The sequence below is a fragment of the Streptomyces sp. NPDC017202 genome (assembly GCF_044331705.1).
In the GTDB taxonomy this organism is placed as follows: Bacteria; Actinomycetota; Actinomycetes; order Streptomycetales; family Streptomycetaceae; genus Streptomyces.
Genome location: NZ_JBIRNP010000019.1, coordinates 122,293 through 139,266 on the forward strand (window position 1 = coordinate 122,293; position 16,974 = coordinate 139,266).

General features: G+C 72.4%; 14 protein-coding genes. 7 read left to right on the top strand and 7 right to left on the bottom strand.

The window, feature by feature from the left end; translation table 11 throughout:
* Nucleotides 1-106: 106 nt before the first annotated feature.
* Both ACH4N1_RS28150 and ACH4N1_RS28155 read left to right on the top strand, forming a co-directional pair.
* Nucleotides 107-703 carry a GNAT family N-acetyltransferase gene (locus tag ACH4N1_RS28150; protein ID WP_398101281.1) on the top strand — a complete coding sequence of 199 codons (597 nt, stop codon included), beginning with the start codon at nucleotides 107-109 and terminating at the stop codon, nucleotides 701-703.
* A 58-nt stretch (nucleotides 704-761) separates the two neighbouring features.
* Complete coding sequence (locus ACH4N1_RS28155; RefSeq protein ID WP_398101283.1) at nucleotides 762-1,958, top strand: winged helix-turn-helix domain-containing protein; 1,197 nt, start codon at nucleotides 762-764, stop codon at nucleotides 1,956-1,958.
* 82 nt (nucleotides 1,959-2,040) lie between these two features.
* On the opposite strand, the gene ACH4N1_RS28160 is transcribed toward ACH4N1_RS28155, so the two are convergent.
* From ACH4N1_RS28160 to mtnA, 7 genes are all read right to left on the bottom strand, one after another.
* Nucleotides 2,041-2,787 (bottom strand): response regulator, encoded by a 747-nt coding sequence (locus ACH4N1_RS28160; protein WP_398101286.1) that lies wholly within the window; start codon nucleotides 2,785-2,787, stop codon nucleotides 2,041-2,043.
* Between the two features lie 204 nt (nucleotides 2,788-2,991).
* On the bottom strand, nucleotides 2,992-3,684 hold the full coding sequence (gene hpf, locus ACH4N1_RS28165; RefSeq protein WP_398101331.1) for a ribosome hibernation-promoting factor, HPF/YfiA family: 693 nt from the start codon (nucleotides 3,682-3,684) through the stop codon (nucleotides 2,992-2,994).
* A 314-nt stretch (nucleotides 3,685-3,998) separates the two neighbouring features.
* Nucleotides 3,999-4,946 carry a ComF family protein gene (locus ACH4N1_RS28170; RefSeq protein WP_398101289.1) on the bottom strand — a complete coding sequence of 316 codons (948 nt, stop codon included), beginning with the start codon at nucleotides 4,944-4,946 and terminating at the stop codon, nucleotides 3,999-4,001.
* 194 nt (nucleotides 4,947-5,140) lie between these two features.
* Entirely contained in the window at nucleotides 5,141-6,970 is a 1,830-nt protein-coding gene (locus ACH4N1_RS28175; RefSeq protein WP_398101292.1) for an LpqB family beta-propeller domain-containing protein, read from the bottom strand.
* Nucleotides 6,960-9,038, bottom strand: coding sequence for an MtrAB system histidine kinase MtrB (mtrB, locus tag ACH4N1_RS28180; protein ID WP_398101295.1), 2,079 nt, complete (start codon nucleotides 9,036-9,038; stop codon nucleotides 6,960-6,962). The genes ACH4N1_RS28175 and mtrB overlap by 11 nt, the downstream gene beginning before the upstream one ends.
* A gap of 1 nt (nucleotide 9,039) precedes the next feature.
* A complete protein-coding gene (gene mtrA / locus ACH4N1_RS28185; protein ID WP_005316841.1) occupies nucleotides 9,040-9,729 on the bottom strand; it encodes a two-component system response regulator MtrA in 690 nt (229 codons plus the stop codon).
* 180 nt (nucleotides 9,730-9,909) lie between these two features.
* Nucleotides 9,910-11,052, bottom strand: coding sequence for an S-methyl-5-thioribose-1-phosphate isomerase (mtnA, locus tag ACH4N1_RS28190; RefSeq protein WP_398101299.1), 1,143 nt, complete (start codon nucleotides 11,050-11,052; stop codon nucleotides 9,910-9,912).
* 140 nt (nucleotides 11,053-11,192) lie between these two features.
* Between mtnA and ACH4N1_RS28195 the strand changes: the two genes are divergently transcribed.
* The 5 genes from ACH4N1_RS28195 to ACH4N1_RS28215 are packed head-to-tail and all read left to right on the top strand — an operon-like array spanning nucleotide 11,193 to nucleotide 16,830.
* The gene (locus ACH4N1_RS28195) at nucleotides 11,193-12,509 is read left to right on the top strand and encodes a hypothetical protein (RefSeq protein WP_398101302.1); all 1,317 of its coding nucleotides are present in this window, start codon (nucleotides 11,193-11,195) and stop codon (nucleotides 12,507-12,509) included.
* A 4-nt stretch (nucleotides 12,510-12,513) separates the two neighbouring features.
* Nucleotides 12,514-13,338, top strand: a complete 825-nt coding sequence (locus tag ACH4N1_RS28200; protein WP_398101305.1) for a DUF4129 domain-containing protein — start codon at nucleotides 12,514-12,516, stop codon at nucleotides 13,336-13,338.
* Entirely contained in the window at nucleotides 13,335-14,531 is a 1,197-nt protein-coding gene (locus ACH4N1_RS28205) for a DUF4350 domain-containing protein (protein ID WP_398101308.1), read from the top strand. Before ACH4N1_RS28200 ends, ACH4N1_RS28205 begins: the two co-directional genes overlap by 4 nt.
* Nucleotides 14,531-15,520, top strand: coding sequence for an AAA family ATPase (locus ACH4N1_RS28210; RefSeq protein ID WP_398101311.1), 990 nt, complete (start codon nucleotides 14,531-14,533; stop codon nucleotides 15,518-15,520). The genes ACH4N1_RS28205 and ACH4N1_RS28210 overlap by 1 nt, the downstream gene beginning before the upstream one ends.
* Nucleotides 15,520-16,830 carry a DUF58 domain-containing protein gene (locus ACH4N1_RS28215; RefSeq protein ID WP_398101314.1) on the top strand — a complete coding sequence of 437 codons (1,311 nt, stop codon included), beginning with the start codon at nucleotides 15,520-15,522 and terminating at the stop codon, nucleotides 16,828-16,830. The genes ACH4N1_RS28210 and ACH4N1_RS28215 overlap by 1 nt, the downstream gene beginning before the upstream one ends.
* The last annotated feature ends 144 nt before the right edge of the window (nucleotides 16,831-16,974 follow it).

Genomic DNA, 16,974 nt, shown 5'->3' on the forward strand with positions numbered 1-16,974 from the left:
CGCCGATGGTGCCGCGCCCGCCGGACGAATTGCACAAAAAGCGATCACCCGCTCACCCACCGTGAAGAGATGGCGCCCGCACCGGCCCCGCGCGCAGAATCGGCCGATGGAATCCGTCACCCTCACCACCGACCGCCTCGTCCTGCGCCCGGTCGGCCCCCGGGACACCGACGCGGTCCACGCCGCCGCCCAGGACCCCGACATCCAGCGCTGGACCACCATCCCCTCCCCTTACCTCGCCGAACACGCCCGCGGCTTCACCGGACAGCTCGCCCCCGAAGGCTGGGCGAACCGCACGGTGTTCACCTTCGGCGTCTTCCTCCCCGACGGCAGCCTCACCGGCCTCCTCAGCCTCACCATGCGCTCCCTCGACACCGCCGAGATCGGCTTCTGGACCACCAGGGAACACCGCGGCCACGGCTACACCACCGAGGCCACCGTCACCGCCTCCCGCTGGGCCTTCACCCACCTCGCCGTCGACCGCGTCGAATGGCGCGCGGAGGTCGGGAACACCGCCTCCCTCGCGGTCGCCCGAAACGCCGGCTTCACCCTGGAGGGCACCCTGCGCTCCGCGATCAACAACAAGGGCGTACGACGCGACTGCTGGGTGGCCTCCCTGCTCCCCTCCGACCTCGGCCTGCCCTCGACGGCCCCCTACCTCCCGGCACCGGCGCACCCCGGCCCCACCCCCGACCCCGCCTGAGGACGGGCGACCCGCAGCCCGGCACCGACTGTCAGACCCACCCCCTATCGTGCGCAGCATGACGACACCGCCCCCCGCCACCGAACTCTCCGCGGACGAGGCCCGCCGCATCGCCCTGCGCGCCCAGGGCTTCCTCGGCGCCCCCGACCGCAGAGCCGGCGTCCGCGGCGTCCTGCGCCACCTCGGCGCCGTCCAGCTCGACACCATCTCCGTCCTCGCCCGCTCCCACGAACTCATCCCCTACGCCCGCCTCGGAGCCGTCGGCCGCACCACCGTCGAGGACGCCTACTGGAAGCCCACCCCCGGCACACCCGACGCCCGGCCCCACGCCTTCGAGTACTGGTCCCACGCCGCGTGCATCCTCCCCATCGAGGAGTGGCCCCACTTCGCCTTCCGCCGCCGCGCCTACCGCGACCGCCCGCACTGGCACCACACCCTCCCCGACGGCACCTACGACCAGGTCGTCGAGCAACTGCGCACCGAGGGCCCCCTCACCGCCACCGAACTGGGCGGCGCCAAGAAGACCAGCGAGTGGTGGGACTGGTCCGGCACCAAGGTCGCCGTCGAACGCGCCCTGATGTACGGCGAAGTGGTCTGCGTCGAACGCCGCGGCTGGAAGCGGGTCTACGACCTCGCCGAACGCGCCGTCCCCGCCGACCTGCTGCACGACGAACTCGACGACACCGAATGCCTGCGCCGCCTGGTCGGCCTCGCCGGCCGCGCCCTGGGCGTCGGCACGCGCGCGGACATCGCCGACTACCACCGCCTCAAGGGCGAACAGGTCGACGCGGTGATCGCCGACTCCGGTCTGGTCCCGGTCACCGTCGCCGGCTGGGGAAAACCGGCCTGGGCCGACCCGGCGGCCCTGGAGACGGCGCCCCGCGGCCGCCACCGCACGACGCTGCTGTCCCCGTTCGACTCCCTCATCTGGGAACGGGCCCGCACCGAGCGCGTCTTCGGCTTCACCCACCGCCTGGAGGCCTACGTGCCCAAACCCAAGCGGATCCACGGCTACTTCGCCATGCCGGTACTCGCCGGCGGCCGGCTCGTCGGCCGCGTCGACCCCGCCCGTGAGGGCCGCACCCTCGTCGCCCGGCAGATCACCCTGGACGGCCCCAAGGCCGTCCCCGCCGTCGCACAGGCCCTCGTCGAGGCGGCGAGCTGGGTGAACTGCACGGACGTACGAGTGGAACGCGTCGACGCCCCCGAACTGCGCGGCCCCCTCACCCAGGAACTCGCCCGGGCCCTCGGCTGACCGTCACCCGACCGCGCGGAGCTCCGCACAGGCCCACCGCACACGACCACCGGAGCTACCGGCACCACCGGAGCTACCGGAGCTACCGGATCTCGAGAATCTTCTCCCGCATCGCATACACCACCGCTTCCATCCTGGAGTGCAGCTGCAACTTCTCCAGAATGTTCCGCACGTGGTTCTTCACGGTGTTCTCGGAGATGAACAACTCCTTGGCGATGTCCCGGTTGTTCATCCCCGTCGCGACAAGCTTGAGCACTTCCAGCTCACGGTCCGTCAACCGCGGCGCGGGCACCAGCCTGCGCTCATCGGTGCGCTGGATCATCGATTTGAACTCGGTCAGCAGTTTCGACGCCATCGAGGGACTGATCTGCGACTGCCCGTCCGCCACCGCCCGAATGGCCGTGGACACCTCGTCCGTGGAGATCTCCTTCAGGAGATAACCCGTCGCACCCGCCTTGATCGCCTCGTAGAGATCGGCCTCCTCGTCGCTGATCGTCAACATGATGATCTTCGCGCTGGGAGCCACCTCCTTGATCGAGGTGCACGCCTCGATACCCCCGCGCTTCGGCATCCGTACGTCCATCAGCACGATGTCGGGCAGCAGATCGGCCGCCTTGTCCACGGCCTCCGCCCCGTCTCCCGCCTCACCGACGACCTGGATGTCCTCCTCCGCGGCAAGCACGATCTCCAGCCCGCGGCGGAACAGAGCGTGATCGTCCACCACCAGAACCCTGATCGGCTCCTTGCGGGGAGCGCCCCCGTCCGGGCCCATGCCGACGACGCCCTCGACGGCATCCCCGTCATGCATCGGTCCGAAGCTGTCCGCCATCGTTCCTCCCCCTGAAGGCTGTGGCCGTGGTCGCGTGCCATCGCCAACGCAAGGCAACGACCCACCGGTTGAGCCGTTGCCGCCATGATTCCATGCCCGGACGACAACCCGGTGACGAAGCGGTGCCCGAAGGGGCGCACAGGGGTGCCCCTGGGGGCGCACACGCGCTCCAGGGGCACCTTCCCAGCTGTCACCAGGGCGGGGTCAGCCGCCCAGCGCGCCGCCCGCCTCGGGGGCCGGGGCCTGGGCGACCATCGGGTCCGTGCTGAGGTGGATCACGCCGTAGTCGTAAGCGTGCCGCCGGTAGACGACGCTCGGCTCCTTCGTCTCGGAGTCGACGAAGAGATAGAAGTCGTGCCCGACCAGCTCCATCTCGTAAAGAGCCTGGTCAAGAGTCATGGGGGCGGCCACATGGGTCTTCTCGCGCACCACGAGCGGGCCGTCGCCCTGCACCTCGAGCGACCCGATCTTCTTCGTCGGCACGCTGTCGGGCTCTTGGGACGGGACGGGGTGGCCATTGCTGCCGAGGGTCGCGACGCCCGGTACGTGGTCGGCGACCTCCGCCGCCGAGATCCGCTGCGCACCGCGCCGGGTGTAACGCTTGTCGTGCTGCTTGCGCAGCTGGGCGTCCAGCTTCTCCGCCGCCAGGTCGAGTGCCGCGTACGGGTCGCTGGCCGCTGCCTCCGCACGGATCACCGGACCGCGGGAGCGGAGCGTGATCTCCACCCGGTCGCACCGGTCGGCCTGTCGGGGGTTCGGCTCCTTGGACACCTCGACGTCGAGGCTCATCACCTTGCCGTCGAGCTTCTGGATCTTCTCCAGGTTCAGCTTCTCGGCCACGTGCTTGCGGAACCGCTCGGGCACCTCGGTCTTGCGGCCCTTGACGACGATGTCCACGCAGAACTCCGTTCCCGGATCGCTCCGCATCAGCGGCGGAGCATCTCCCTTTTGCACCAGGTCCCGGTGGACACCGGAACCTCGGACTCGGTGACTTCCACCTCCTCCTCCCCCATGGGCGAGATCTCCACCCCAGATGCCACGGTGATTACCTCAAACCGCAGCACGGCATTCGGATTAGAGAGGTCTGGCCTGCGGCTTTCCCTCACAACCGAACATATCTCGCCCGGACGGATGTCGTCACCCTCTACTGCCGCGTACCCCCGTTCAGGTGAATTGGTCCTCTCAATAGCTGCAACGAGACCGGCCCTCGGTCAGTTCCGGTTCATTTCGAAAGCGTCCGGCGGCGCCGCGACGACGGCCGCGCGGAGCAGGTCGGCGGACCGTGCCGCGCCCGGCGTCCGCACCGGTGCCGGGTCCGTACCTCCCTCCCACGCTTCGGACGGTCGTACTCCACTGCCTTCCCGGGCAGCGCTGTCGTACACGGCGGCCACGCCCTCTTCACCCGCCGCCCGGCCGGCCGGCCCCACCCGGTGCGTGTCCACCGCCGCCGGGCCGACCGCCTCGGCGGCCCGGTGCGTCTCCAACGCCGCCCGCACGGCACGCGCGGCCTCCGCGAGGGAGGCACCGGTCGTCACCAGGTCGTCGACGAGCACCACCGCGTCCGCACCGCGCAGCAGCCGCGCGCCACCGGCCGCCACCGCCAGCGCGCCGCGCAGATTGTCCAACCGCTGCCGAGAGTTGAGCCCCGTCTGATCGGCCACCACCCGCCGCTGCCGCAACACCGCGGCCACCCGCGCCGGCACCCCGGTCGCCCGCAGCTCCGCCGCCGCGGCCAGCGCGATCCGCCGGGCCGGATCATGACCCCGGGAACGGGTGGCCCGGCGCGCGGAGGGGACGGGGACGAGAAGCACGGCTCGCGATGGGGGTGGGGGCCCCTCCCCCTCCCCCGCCCCCTCCTCCCCCAGCCCCACCCGCACCGCCCCCGCCAGCGCCGTCCCCAGCGGTCGCGTCAGCGCCAGCGCGCCGCGCTCCTTGTGGGCCAGCAGCACGGCCCGTACCTCGTCCGCGTACCGGGCGGCCGCGTGCACGGCGGGCAGCCCGGGCGGCTCGGGATGCGGCCGGACCCGGCGGGGCACGGTGCCGTGGAGCGCGGCGCGGCACCGGTGGCAGAGCACGGTGCGCGCCGTGCCGCAGCCGCCGCACTCGGCCGGGAGGACCAGGCCGGAGAGGTCCTGCCACCACCGCCGAACGCTTTCCACACCGATCACTGTGCCAAGGCAGGGGAGGGCCTGCCACCCCTGTGGAAAAGGTCTGGCACGGGCCTGTGGAAAGTCCCGGAGGGCCTGAAGGGCCAGGCCCGACGAGGATCGGGCGGGCCGGAGGAGAACCCGGCCGGCCGAGGATCAGACCGGCCGGGTGCGCCGGCCTGCTCCCCGCCGGAGCGCGGCCGTCCTCACCCCGGGTAGAACGCGACGGAGCCGGTCTCCTTCAGCGTCCGCCAGCCGCTCCCGCCGGGCAGCCACAGCAGGCCCTCCTTCGAGGTGGCGAAGAGGGGGGCCTCGCTGTCCTCGGAGGCGGCGATGCTCGTGACCTCGGTGAGGCCGGGGAGCGTGCCGGTCTCGGGGATGGAGCCGTCGCTCTGGACGTACTGGACCTGTTCGACCCCGCCGGCTTCACGGCCGACGACGACGAGTCTGTTGTCCCCGGCCCACGACATGGCGGTGACCTGTTCCAGGTCGGGGGTCGCGGAGCGCAGTTCCTGGACGGCGACGGTGGGCCGTTCGCCGCTCCTGTCGTGTTCGATCCGTCCGATGAGCAGGGACTGCTTGCCGCCCTGGTCGACGACGAGTGCGATCCGTACGCCGTCGGCGGCGACCCGTACGGTGTTGATCCGTCCGTCGAGGCCGGGGGTGAGGACCTCCAGCGGCTCGCCGCCGCCCTTCTCCAGGAGGAGCAGGCGCGGGTCGGCGGGATCGCGGTCGGCGACCCACAGGTCGCCCTGGGCGTCCCAGCTGGGGGTGGTGAGCCGGTCGGTCTCGGTTTTGCCCTTGCTCAGGAGGACGGGTTCGCCGAGGGAGTTGCCGGCGACGGTGGAGGTGACGTAGAGCGCCTTGCCGTCGAGGGCGACGCCGGCCGCGCTGTGTTCGTCGCGGGACACGGCGACCGAGCGCAGGGCCTGGGTGCCGTCGCCGAGCGCGCCGGGTACGGCTTCGGATCCGGCGCTGTCGCCGGCGTTCGTCCTGCGTGCCAGGCGGTGGCGGCCGTCGATGAAGTACAGGTAGTCGGGTCGGCGTTCCGCTCCGCGTTCGGCGACGGCGGCGGCCCGGTCCTCGGTGAGGGAGCAGAGCTGGTTTCCGCCGGCGCGTACTTCGACCTCGTCGACGATGGGGTTGAGGCTCTGGAGGGTGAACAGCAGTTGCGCGGCCATTTCGTCGCACTTGCCGTGACCGATGCGGGCCGCCTTGTCGTTGAGCGGCACGGTGAGCTTGTTCTGGTCGTCGGGTGCCAGGGAGGTGACGCCGGCGGTGAGTGCGGTGCCGGTGGGGAAGCTGGAGCGGACGACGGGGCGCAGCCAGCTGGTGGGCCCGTTGAGCAGGGAGCGCACCATCTCGGTCATGGGGTCGACGCGTTCGCGGACGTAGACGGGGTCGGCGACGGCCATGGGTTGTCCGGAGCCGGCGGAGGTGGTGTGGGAGGCGAAGTAGTACTTGTTGAGCGACATGTAGTTGCGCTGGAAGTCGGACTTGCCCATGACGACGCCTTCGGGCAGCGCGTCGATGCGCCAGTGTCCGGTCTTCTTGTCGCGCGTGAGGTGCACCGTCTGGTCGTAGTCGCCGGAGGCGGGGGTGTAGGACTGCTGGGCGTCGATGGTGGCGACGCGGGTGCCGGTCAGCCGGAAGGCGAAGTCGTCGCCGTCCTCCCTGCTGCCGGAGCGGTCGGCCTGGGTGCCCGGCCCGTCCGCGAGGACCGTGGTGGAGCGTTCGGGTCTCCACTGTTGTGCGGCGCTGGGGGTGAGGTACTGGCGCGCGGTGGAGTAGCCGGGGTCGTCGCTGGTCAGGGCTTCGAGGAAGCCCTGGACGATCTCGGCGGGCGGGGCGTCGTCGCGGGGCGGCATGGCGAAGACCCGGACCTGTGTCTCCTGACGGGGGGTGGATTCGACGCCGCGCAGGTCGCCGCTGTCGGGCATCGAGGCGCATCCCGCCAGCAGTACGACGCCACACACGGCGTACGCCGTCCCGCGCACCGGCGTGCGCCGGCGTCCCCCCTCGCGGTCAGCGCCCACGAAATGCCTCCCCTTGTTCTTTCGCGCCGTCGGTTTCCCTGTCCGTCCGGCTCGTTCGGCCGGGTGTCCCCTCGTGTGCCCCGTCCCTGGTGGGCGGGTCCGGTGGGCGGGTGTCGGAGGCGGGCCGGGGCACGACGCGCGCGCCGTTGCCGGGCAGTGCCGTCGGGTCGGCGGTGGCGGCCACGGTGCCCTGCCGGGGTGTCAGGGGTGCCCGTCCGGGTGGACGCTGCTCACCGGCGGGCTGGAGGGGCACGGTGGCGCTCTTCTCGCTTCCGCCGCGCGGCAGGCCCGCTTCGTTGAGTCCGCGGTTGCGGCGGGAGTCCTTGGGTTCCAGGGGTATCGGTGAGCCCCGCAGGGGTTCGTCCGCGGTCCTGGGCAGGGTGAGCCGGAACTGCGAGCCGCCTCCGGGTTCGCCCCAGGCCTGGAGCCAGCCGCCGTGCAGGCGGGCGTCCTCCAGGGCGATGGACAGTCCGAGGCCGGTGCCGCCGGTGGTACGCGCGCGTGCCGGGTCGGCGCGCCAGAAGCGGCTGAACACGCGGGTGGCCTCGCCGGGCTTGAGTCCGACGCCGTAGTCGCGGACGGCGATGGCGACGGCTCCGCCGGCGCTGGCGAGTTTGACGACGACGTCCTTGCCGTCGCCGTGTTCGACGGCGTTGACGACGAGGTTGCGCAGGACGCGTTCCACCCGGCGGGCGTCGGCTTCGGCGACGACGGGCTGCTGGTCGCCGCGGACGCGTATGGACGTGCCCTTGCGTTCGGCGAGCGGTGCGGCTCCGCTGACGACACGGCGTACGACGTCGCGCAGGTCGACGGGTTCGGCCTCGAGGGCGGCGGCGCCCGCGTCGAAGCGGCTGATCTCGAGGAGGTCGGCGAGGAGGGATTCGAAGCGGTCGAGCTGGTCGGCGAGGAGTTCCGCCGAGCGGGCGGTGACCGGGTCGAAGTCCTCACGGGCCTCGTGGATGACGTCGGCCGCCATCCGTACGGTCGTCAGAGGTGTGCGCAGCTCGTGCGACACGTCGGACACGAACCGCCGTTGCATCCGTGACAGGTCCTCCAGCTGCTGGATCTTGAGCTGGAGGTTCTGCGCCATCTTGTTGAAGGCTTCGCCGAGTCGTGCGATGTCGTCCTCGCCGGTGACCTTCATGCGTTCCTGGAGGTGTCCGGCGGAGAGGCGTTCGGCGATGCCAGCGGCCATCCGCACGGGAGTGACGACCTGCCGTACGACGAGCCAGGCGATGGCTCCGAGGAGGACGACGACGAAGAGTCCGGCGGTGGCGAGGGTTCCCCTGACGAGGCTGAGGGACTTCTCCTCCTGGGTGAGCGGGAAGAGGTAGTACAGCTCGTAGGGGTCGCCGTTGGGGTCGTTGACCCGTTTGCCGATGACGAGGGCCGGCTGGGACTCCTTGTCGCTGAGGTAGATGATGCGGGAGTACCTCTGGACGGCGCCGGTGCTGCTGTTGACGCGTTCGCGCAGGACGTCGGGGACGCTCTTGTTGGGGTCGACGGAGCCGGAGGCCCGTGGTCCGCGTCCGCCGCCGCTGTCGTCGCCGGGGGGCAGGGTGACCACGTCGAAGGCGCCCTGGCCGCCGCTGGACAGCGACAGCACGAGTTCGCTCATCCATTCGATGACGTTCTGGGAGCCGCGGCCGTCCGAGCTGTTTCCGTCGTCGGCGGCGGCGCCGGCCGCTTCGTCGGCCTTCTGCTTGGCGACGGCGAAGCCGCCGGTGGCCTGGCTCTGGGAGGCCTTCACCTTGGCGTCGAGCAGCCCGTTGCGCACCTGTCCGATGACGACGAAGCCGAGCAGCAGGACGACGCCCAGCGACATCAGCAGGGTCGTGGCGACGACCTTGAGCTGGATGTTGCGCCGCCACAGCCGCATGACGGGCAGCAGCGGCCTGCGTATCCAGCGCAGCAGCAGCCGCAGGACGGGGCTGTTGCGCACGCCGCCCTGGAGGAGCCCGCCGGCGAAGAGGTGGGCGAAGCGCGATCCCGTCTGCCGCGGGCCGACAGGCCGCTCCGGACGGGCCCCGGACCGGCCGGGGGCCGAAGCGGCACTGTCCTTGGACATGTCAGCTCGGTCCGGCCTTGTAACCGACGCCACGGACGGTCACCACGATCTCCGGCCGCTCCGGGTCCTTCTCGACCTTGGAGCGCAGCCGCTGTACGTGCACGTTGACCAGGCGGGTGTCGGCGGCGTGCCGGTAGCCCCAGACCTGCTCGAGCAGCACTTCCCGCGTGAACACCTGCCAGGGCTTGCGGGCCAGCGCGACCAGCAGGTCGAACTCCAGCGGGGTCAGCGCGATCGACTGCCCGTCGCGTTTCACGGAGTGGCCGGCCACGTCGATGACGAGGTCACCGATGGTGAGCTGCTCGGGAGCGGGCTCCTCGGACCTCCGCAGCCGCGCCCGGATCCGGGCGACCAGTTCCTTCGGCTTGAACGGCTTCACGATGTAGTCGTCGGCGCCCGATTCGAGGCCCACGACGACGTCGACGGTGTCGCTCTTGGCCGTGAGCATGACGATCGGTACCCCGGACTCCGCCCTGATCAGGCGGCACACCTCGATACCGTCCCGTCCGGGCAGCATCAGGTCCAGCAGCACCAGGTCGGGCTTCGCCTCACGGAAAGCGGCCAGCGCCTTGTCGCCGTCGGCTACGAAAGACGGCTCAAAACCTTCACCACGCAACACGATGCCGAGCATCTCGGCCAGTGCGGTGTCGTCGTCGACGACAAGGACTCGTCCCTTCATAAACGACATCATCCCATTCTCATAACAGTGACAGTGGCGCTGGTGAGCAGGGTCACTGGCCCGTGACGATAGTCGTAGGGAACGGTCACTGTCTGCCCCGGCCCCCGGCAGCACGCCCGACGCCCGCCCGGAGGCCGCCGACAGCACCCGTGGGACAGGGGGCGGCGGCCGCCCCGCGGGGCGGCCGTCCCCTCAGTCCGTGGTCGCGTGCCGTGCCCTGGCGCACAGCTCCGCCAGGCCCTCGGCCGTCACGGGCGAGACGACACCCTCCTCCGTGACGATCGCCGTGACCAGCTCGGGCGGCGTCACGTCGAACGCCGGGTTGTACGCCTGCGTCCCCAGGGGCGCCACCGGGATCCCGCCCCCCGCTCCCGACACCGGCGCCTGCGGCGCGGCCATCTCCGTCACCTCGAAGCCGGGCCGCTGCTCGACCTCGATGGACGCCCCGTCCGCGGTGTCCGGATCGACCGTCGTCAGCGGCGCCACCACGATGAACGGCACATGGTGGTACCGGGCGAGCACGGCAAGCGGATAGCTCCCCACCTTGTTGGCCACGGACCCGTCGGCCGCGATGCGGTCGGCCCCGATCAGTACGGCGTCGACCTCGCCGGCCGCGAACAGCGACCCCGCCGCGTTGTCGGTGAGCAGCGTGCAGGCCATGCCGCTGCGCGCGGCCTCGTACGCCGTCAGCCGGGCGCCCTGCAGCAGCGGACGGGTCTCGTCCATCCACAGCCGTCGCAGCCGGCCCGCCCGGTGCGCCGCGAGAGCGACCGCGAAAGCGGTCCCCTCGCCTCCCGACACCAGCGCACCGGTGTTGCAGTGCGTGAGGACCCGGTGCCCGCCGCCGGGCAGCAGTTCGTCGAGGAACGCCAGCCCGTGCTCGGCCATCCGGGCACTGGCCTCGGCGTCCTCCCGGTGCAGTTGCCGCGCCGCGGCCAGGGCGGCACGGGCCCCCTGCTCCGGGCTGCCGCCCCTGGCGACCTCCGCCTGGTAGGCGTCGCGGGCGCGGCGCACCCCGACGGACAGGTTCACCGCGGTGGGCCGGGCGCCCGCGAGCGCGCTCGCCGCCTCGTCCACGGCGAAGCCGCGCGCGGCGGCGAGCGCGACGCCGTACGCCCCGGCGATCCCGAGCAGCGGCGCCCCGCGCACGGCGAGCGAACCGATCGCCTCCACCAGCGCCGACGCGTCCGTACAGACCAGTTCCACCTCCTCGGCCGGAAGCCTCGTCTGGTCGAGGAGCACCAGCACGGGGCCTTCGGGTGGTTCCTCCCAGCGGATCGCCGGTATCTCGGTGGGCCGCTTGTCATCGCCGGATTGCGCGTACTGATCAGCCATGCCGTCAGTGTGCCCGTTATCGGCCGGACAATCGAAGGCGTGCAGCCCGGACCGCGGCCGATCCGCCGCCGCCCACCCCATGGCACGATGGCTCCCAACCTGCCGCCGCGACCGCGGACGGGCACCGTGAAGGAGCGACGATGAACGACACTCCGGGCTGGGCCTCGCCCGGATCCGCCCCGTCCGACGGACAGGAGCCCGGGACGTCCACGCCTCCCGAGCCAGCCGACCGGCCCGGCGGCACGCAGCCCGCGGACCGGCCGGCCCCGAACCCGCAGGGCCCCGGCACGCAGTGGTCCCCGCAGCAGCCGCCACCCGGCCAGTGGTCCGCGCCGACAGGCGCCCACAACCCGGGCCAGGCCCCTCCGCCACCACCCCCCGCCACCGGCTGGGGCCCCCGCCCGCCCGCCGGCCCCGGTGGTCACGGCGGATACGGCGCTCCCGGTGGCTGGGGCGGCGGCTGGGGCGGCCCCCCGCCCGCGGCCAAGCCGGGCGTCATCCCGCTGCGCCCGCTCGGCGTGGGGGAAATCCTCGACGGCGCCGTCTCCACCATGCGCACCTACTGGCGCACGGTCCTCGGCATCTCCCTGACCGTCGCCGTCGTCGTGGAGGTCGTCGTCGTCCTCCTGCAGGGCCTGGTCCTGGACGAGTCCACGAGCACGGCCGCGCTCGGCGACCCGAGCGCCACGGTCGACGAACAGCTCGACGCCATGGGCTCCGTCCTGCTCAACTCCGGTGTCGTCTTCCTGGTCAGCCTGGTCGGCACCATCACGGCGACCGCGCTCCTGACCGCCGTCACCAGCCGCGCCGTCCTCGGCAAGCCGGTCACCAGCGGCGAGGCGTGGCGCGACGCCCGCCCCCAGCTGCTCAAACTGTTCGGCCTGATCCTCCTGCTGCTGCTGGGGGTGACCGCTGTCGCCGTCGTCTGCGTCCTGCCGGGCGCCCTCCTGGGCGGCGCTGCGGGCGATGCCCTCACCGCCATGGGCAGCATCGGATCGGTCGTCCTCGCGGTGTCGCTGCTGGTCCGCTTCTCCCTCGCCTCGCCGGCCCTGATGCTGGAGAAGCAGGGCATCAAGAAGTCCCTGACCCGGTCGGCGAAGCTCGTCCGCGGCTCCTGGTGGCGGGTCTTCGGCATCCAGGTGCTCTCCCTGATCATCGCCAACCTCGTCGCCATGATCATCGCCGTGCCCTTCGCCCTGCTCGGCGCCGCCCTCGCCCCCGGCGGCCTCAGCGCCTTCACGGACACCGACACCGAGCTCGGCTGGACGTACCTCATCGTCAGCGGCGTCGGCTCGGTCATCGGCTCCCTCATCACGTTCCCGATCACGGCGGGCGTCGCCGTACTCCTCTACGTCGACCAGCGCATCCGCCGCGAGGCCCTCGACCTCGACCTGGCCCGCGCCGCCGGCGTCCAGGGCTACGGAACCCCCACCCCCGGCACCACCCCTGGGAGTTGATGCGGTGAGGCTTGCGGGGGGAGTTCTCACAGCGGCACCGGCGGGCCCGCCCACGACGGCACCGCCCGGCCCGGCCCGCACGGCCCTGTCGGGCGCCGCCGACCGCGCCGGGCACGCCTTGTCGCGGGCGGCCGACGGCACGCCGCTGTCGTGGGCGCGCTCGGGCGGCGAACCACCGGTGACCGTCCCCCGTGACCCCGCACGCGAGGCGGCCCGCCGCGAGCTGTCCAAGCGGCTGTACCACGAGAACGATCCCGGCCTGTTCGAACGCGCACTGAACACCTTCTGGGACTGGCTCGACGGCCTCTTCGGCGCCGCCTCGACCGCGGCCCCGGGCGGAGTCCTCGGCCTGGTGGTCGTCGCCCTGGCCGTCTCCGCCGCGGTGGCCGCGCTGTGGTGGCGCCTCGGCACCCCCGGCCGCCGACCCGCCTCCGCGGCGGCCCTGTTCGACGACCGTCCCCGCAGCGCCGCCGACCACCGTACGGCCGCCGAGGCACACGCCGCCCGGGGCCACTGGAACCAGGCCGTCCAGGAACGCATGCGCGCCATCGTCCGCTCCCTGGAGGAACGCGCCCTCCTCGACACCCGCCCCGGCCGCACCGCCGACGAAGCCGCCGCGGAAGCCGGCCGCACCCTCCCCGCCCACACCGGCCGGCTCCGCTCCGCCGCCCGCGACTTCGACGACGTCACATACGGCGGCCGCACCGTCACCGAGCAGACGTACGCCCGCATCGCCGACCTCGACCGCGACCTGGACGGCACCACACCCCACCTCACGCACGACAGCGCCCCCACCGCGGCCCGGCACACCCGCCAGGGCGCCGAATGACCACCGCGGCCACGCCACCGGCCACCTCGGCCTCGCGCACCGCCCGCCAGGTGTGGACCCGCTCGCGCGGCGTCGTCCTCGCCTTCGCGCTCCTCCTGGCCGGCGCGGCGGTCCTCGCCACCCTGCGCTCCGACGCCCGCCACAACGCCCTCGACCCCCGTTCCGCAGACCCCCAGGGCAGCCGCGCCGTCGCCGAACTCCTCGCCGACCACGGCGTTTCGACCCGCGTCGTCACCACCTCGGCCGAAGCCCGCGCCGCGACGGGCCCCGACACCACCCTCCTGGTCGCCGCCCCCGACCTGCTGACGGAACACCGCCGGCGGGAACTGCGCTCGGCGACAGCCGGCTCCGGCGGCCGCACGGTCCTCGTCGCCCCCGGAGCCCGGTCCGTCGAAGTCCTCGCCCCCGGCGTCACCGCGGCCCCCGCCACCAGCCGCACCTCCACCCTCGCCCCCGACTGCGTGCTGCCCGCCGCGCAGCGCGCCGGCAGCGCCGACACCGGCGGCATCCGCTACACCACCACCCGACGCGACGCCGACGAGTGCTACCCCAGCAACCGCCTGGCCACCCTGGTCCGCGTCCCGGACACCACCGGCGACGGCGACACCGTCGTCCTCGGCGCCCCCGACATCTTCCACAACGACCGCCTCGACGAGCAGGGCAACGCCTCCCTCGCCCTCCAACTCCTCGGCTCCCGCCCCCATCTGGTCTGGTACCTCCCCTCGCTCTCCGACACCTCGGCCGCCGACCAGGACGAGGAAAAGAGCTTTTTCGACCTGATCCCCTCCGGCTGGCTCTGGGGCACACTGCAACTCTTCGTCGCGGCAGCCCTCGCCGCCCTCTGGCGGGCACGCCGGCTCGGCCCCCTCGTCCCCGAGAAACTCCCCGTCGCGATCCGCGCCTCCGAAACCGTCGAAGGCCGCGCCCGCCTCTACCGCAGGGCCGACGCGCGCGACCGCGCGGCCACCGCTCTTCGCACCGCCACCCGCACCCGCCTCGCCCCTCTCGTAGGCGTCCCCGTCGCCCGGGCACACACGCCCGAGATTCTCGTCCCGGCCCTGTCCACCCACCTCGACGGCGACGGACAGTCTCTGCACTCCCTGCTCTTCGGCCCGCCACCCGCCGACGACACGGGCCTGATCACCCTCGCCGACCGACTCGACGCCCTCGAAAGAGAGGTACGCCGTCCATGATGGACCCGACCACTGACAACGCCGGGACCACCGGGGACCCGGGCAGTGCCCGCGCCTCCCTAGAAGCCCTGCGCGCCGAGATCGCGAAGGCCGTGGTCGGCCAGGACCCCGCCGTGACCGGCCTCGTCGTCGCCCTCCTCTGCCGCGGGCACGTACTCCTCGAGGGAGTCCCCGGAGTGGCCAAGACACTGCTCGTCCGCGCTCTCGCCTCCGCACTGGAACTCGACACCAAACGCGTCCAGTTCACCCCCGACCTCATGCCGAGCGACGTCACCGGCTCCCTCGTCTACGACAGCCGCAGCGCCGAGTTCTCCTTCCAGCCGGGCCCGGTCTTCACCAACCTCCTTCTCGCCGACGAGATCAACCGCACCCCGCCGAAGACCCAGTCCTCCCTCCTCGAGGCCATGGAGGAGCGCCAGGTCACCGTCGACGGCACCGCCCGCCCTCTCCCCGACCCGTTCCTGGTCGCCGCGACCCAGAACCCGGTCGAGTACGAAGGGACCTACCCCCTCCCCGAAGCGCAGCTGGACCGCTTCCTCCTCAAGCTGACCGTCCCGCTCCCCTCCCGCCAGGACGAGATCGACGTCCTCACCCGCCACGCCGAGGGCTTCGACCCCCGTGATCTGCGCGCCGCCGGCGTCCGCCCGGTGGCCGGCCCCTCGGACCTCGAAGCGGCCCGCACCGCAGTCGCCGGCACCACCGTCTCCCCCGAGATCACCGCCTACGTCGTCGACATCTGCCGAGCCACCCGCACATCTCCCTCCCTCTCTCTCGGCGTGTCCCCGCGCGGCGCAACGGCTCTCCTCGCCACCGCCCGCGCCTGGGCCTGGCTGACCGGCCGCGACTACGTCATCCCCGACGACGTCAAGGCCCTCGCCCTTCCCACCCTTCGGCACCGCGTCCACCTCCGCCCGGAGGCCGAAATGGAAGGCGTCACCGCCGACTCGGTCATCACCGCGATCCTCACCCACGTCCCCGTCCCCCGCTGATGGCACTCACCGGACGCACCGCCCTGCTGGCGGCCCTGGGCGCCCTCCCCGTCGGCATCTGGGCGCCCAGCTGGACAGGCATCCTCGCCGTCAACGCCCCCCTGGTCATCGCCTGCGCCTGCGACTTCGCCCTCGCGGCCCCCGTGCGCCGCCTGCGCCTGACACGCTCCGGCGACACCTCCGTACGCCTCGGCGACACGGCGGACGTCACCCTCACGATCACCAACCCCTCCCGCCGCCTGCTGCGCGCCGACATCCGCGACGCCTGGCCGCCCAGCAGCTGGCAGCCCGGCACCGAAATCGCCGCTTCCCGCCACGAGACCACCGTCCCCGCCGGCGAGCGCCGCCGTATCACCACCAGGCTGCGCCCCACCCGCCGCGGCGACCGCCACGCCGACCGCGTCACCATCCGCTCCTACGGCCCCCTGCGCCTCTTCTCCCGCCAGGGCACCCACACGATCCCCTGGTCCGTACGGGTTCTTCCCGCCTTCACCAGCCGCAAGCACCTGCCCTCGAAACTCGCTCGTCTGCGTGAACTCGACGGCCGCACGAGCGTCCTGACCCGCGGCGAAGGCACAGAGTTCGACAGTCTGCGCGAGTACGTGCCCGGCGACGACACCCGGTCCATCGACTGGCGCGCCACAGCACGGCACACCACGGTCGCCGTCCGCACCTGGCGCCCCGAACGTGACCGCCACGTCCTCCTGGTCCTCGACACCGGCCGCACCTCCGCGGGCCGCGTGGGCGACGCACCCCGCCTCGACGCCTCGGTGGACGCGGCCCTTCTCCTGGCCGCCCTGGCATCCCGCGCCGGCGACCGCGTCGACCTCCTCGCCTACGACCGCCGCGTACGCGGCCTCGTCCAGGGCCGCACAGCCGGAGAGACCCTCCCCTCCATGGTGAACGCCCTGGCATCCCTCGAACCGGAACTGGTCGAGACGGACGCTCGCGGTCTCACCGCCACAGCACTGCGAACGGCCCCCCGCAGCTCACTGATCGTCCTGCTGACCACGCTCGACACCGCGCCGGTCGAAGAGGGCCTCCTACCCGTCCTCCCGCAACTCACCCGGCGCCACACTGTCGTGGTGGCCTCGGTGGCCGACCCGCACATCGCCCGCATGGCCGCGTCCCGTGGAACCCCCGAAGCGGTCTACGAAGCAGCGGCCGCAGCCCAGGCGCAATCAGAACGGTCCCGCACAGCGGAGCAGCTACGCCGCCATGGAGTCACCGTCGTCGACGCCACCCCGGAGGAACTGGCGCCGGCACTGGCCGACGCCTACCTGACGCTGAAAGCGGCAGGCCGCCTATAACGCAAAAAGGGCCCCTAAAGGGAGCCCCTACATCCGGAAAACAATGGTGAACGCAGAAAACCCCCGTGCCGGTGGCACAGGGGTTTCCCGGAATGATTGTTCGGCGGCGTCCTACTCTCCCACAGGGTCCCCCCTGCAGTACCA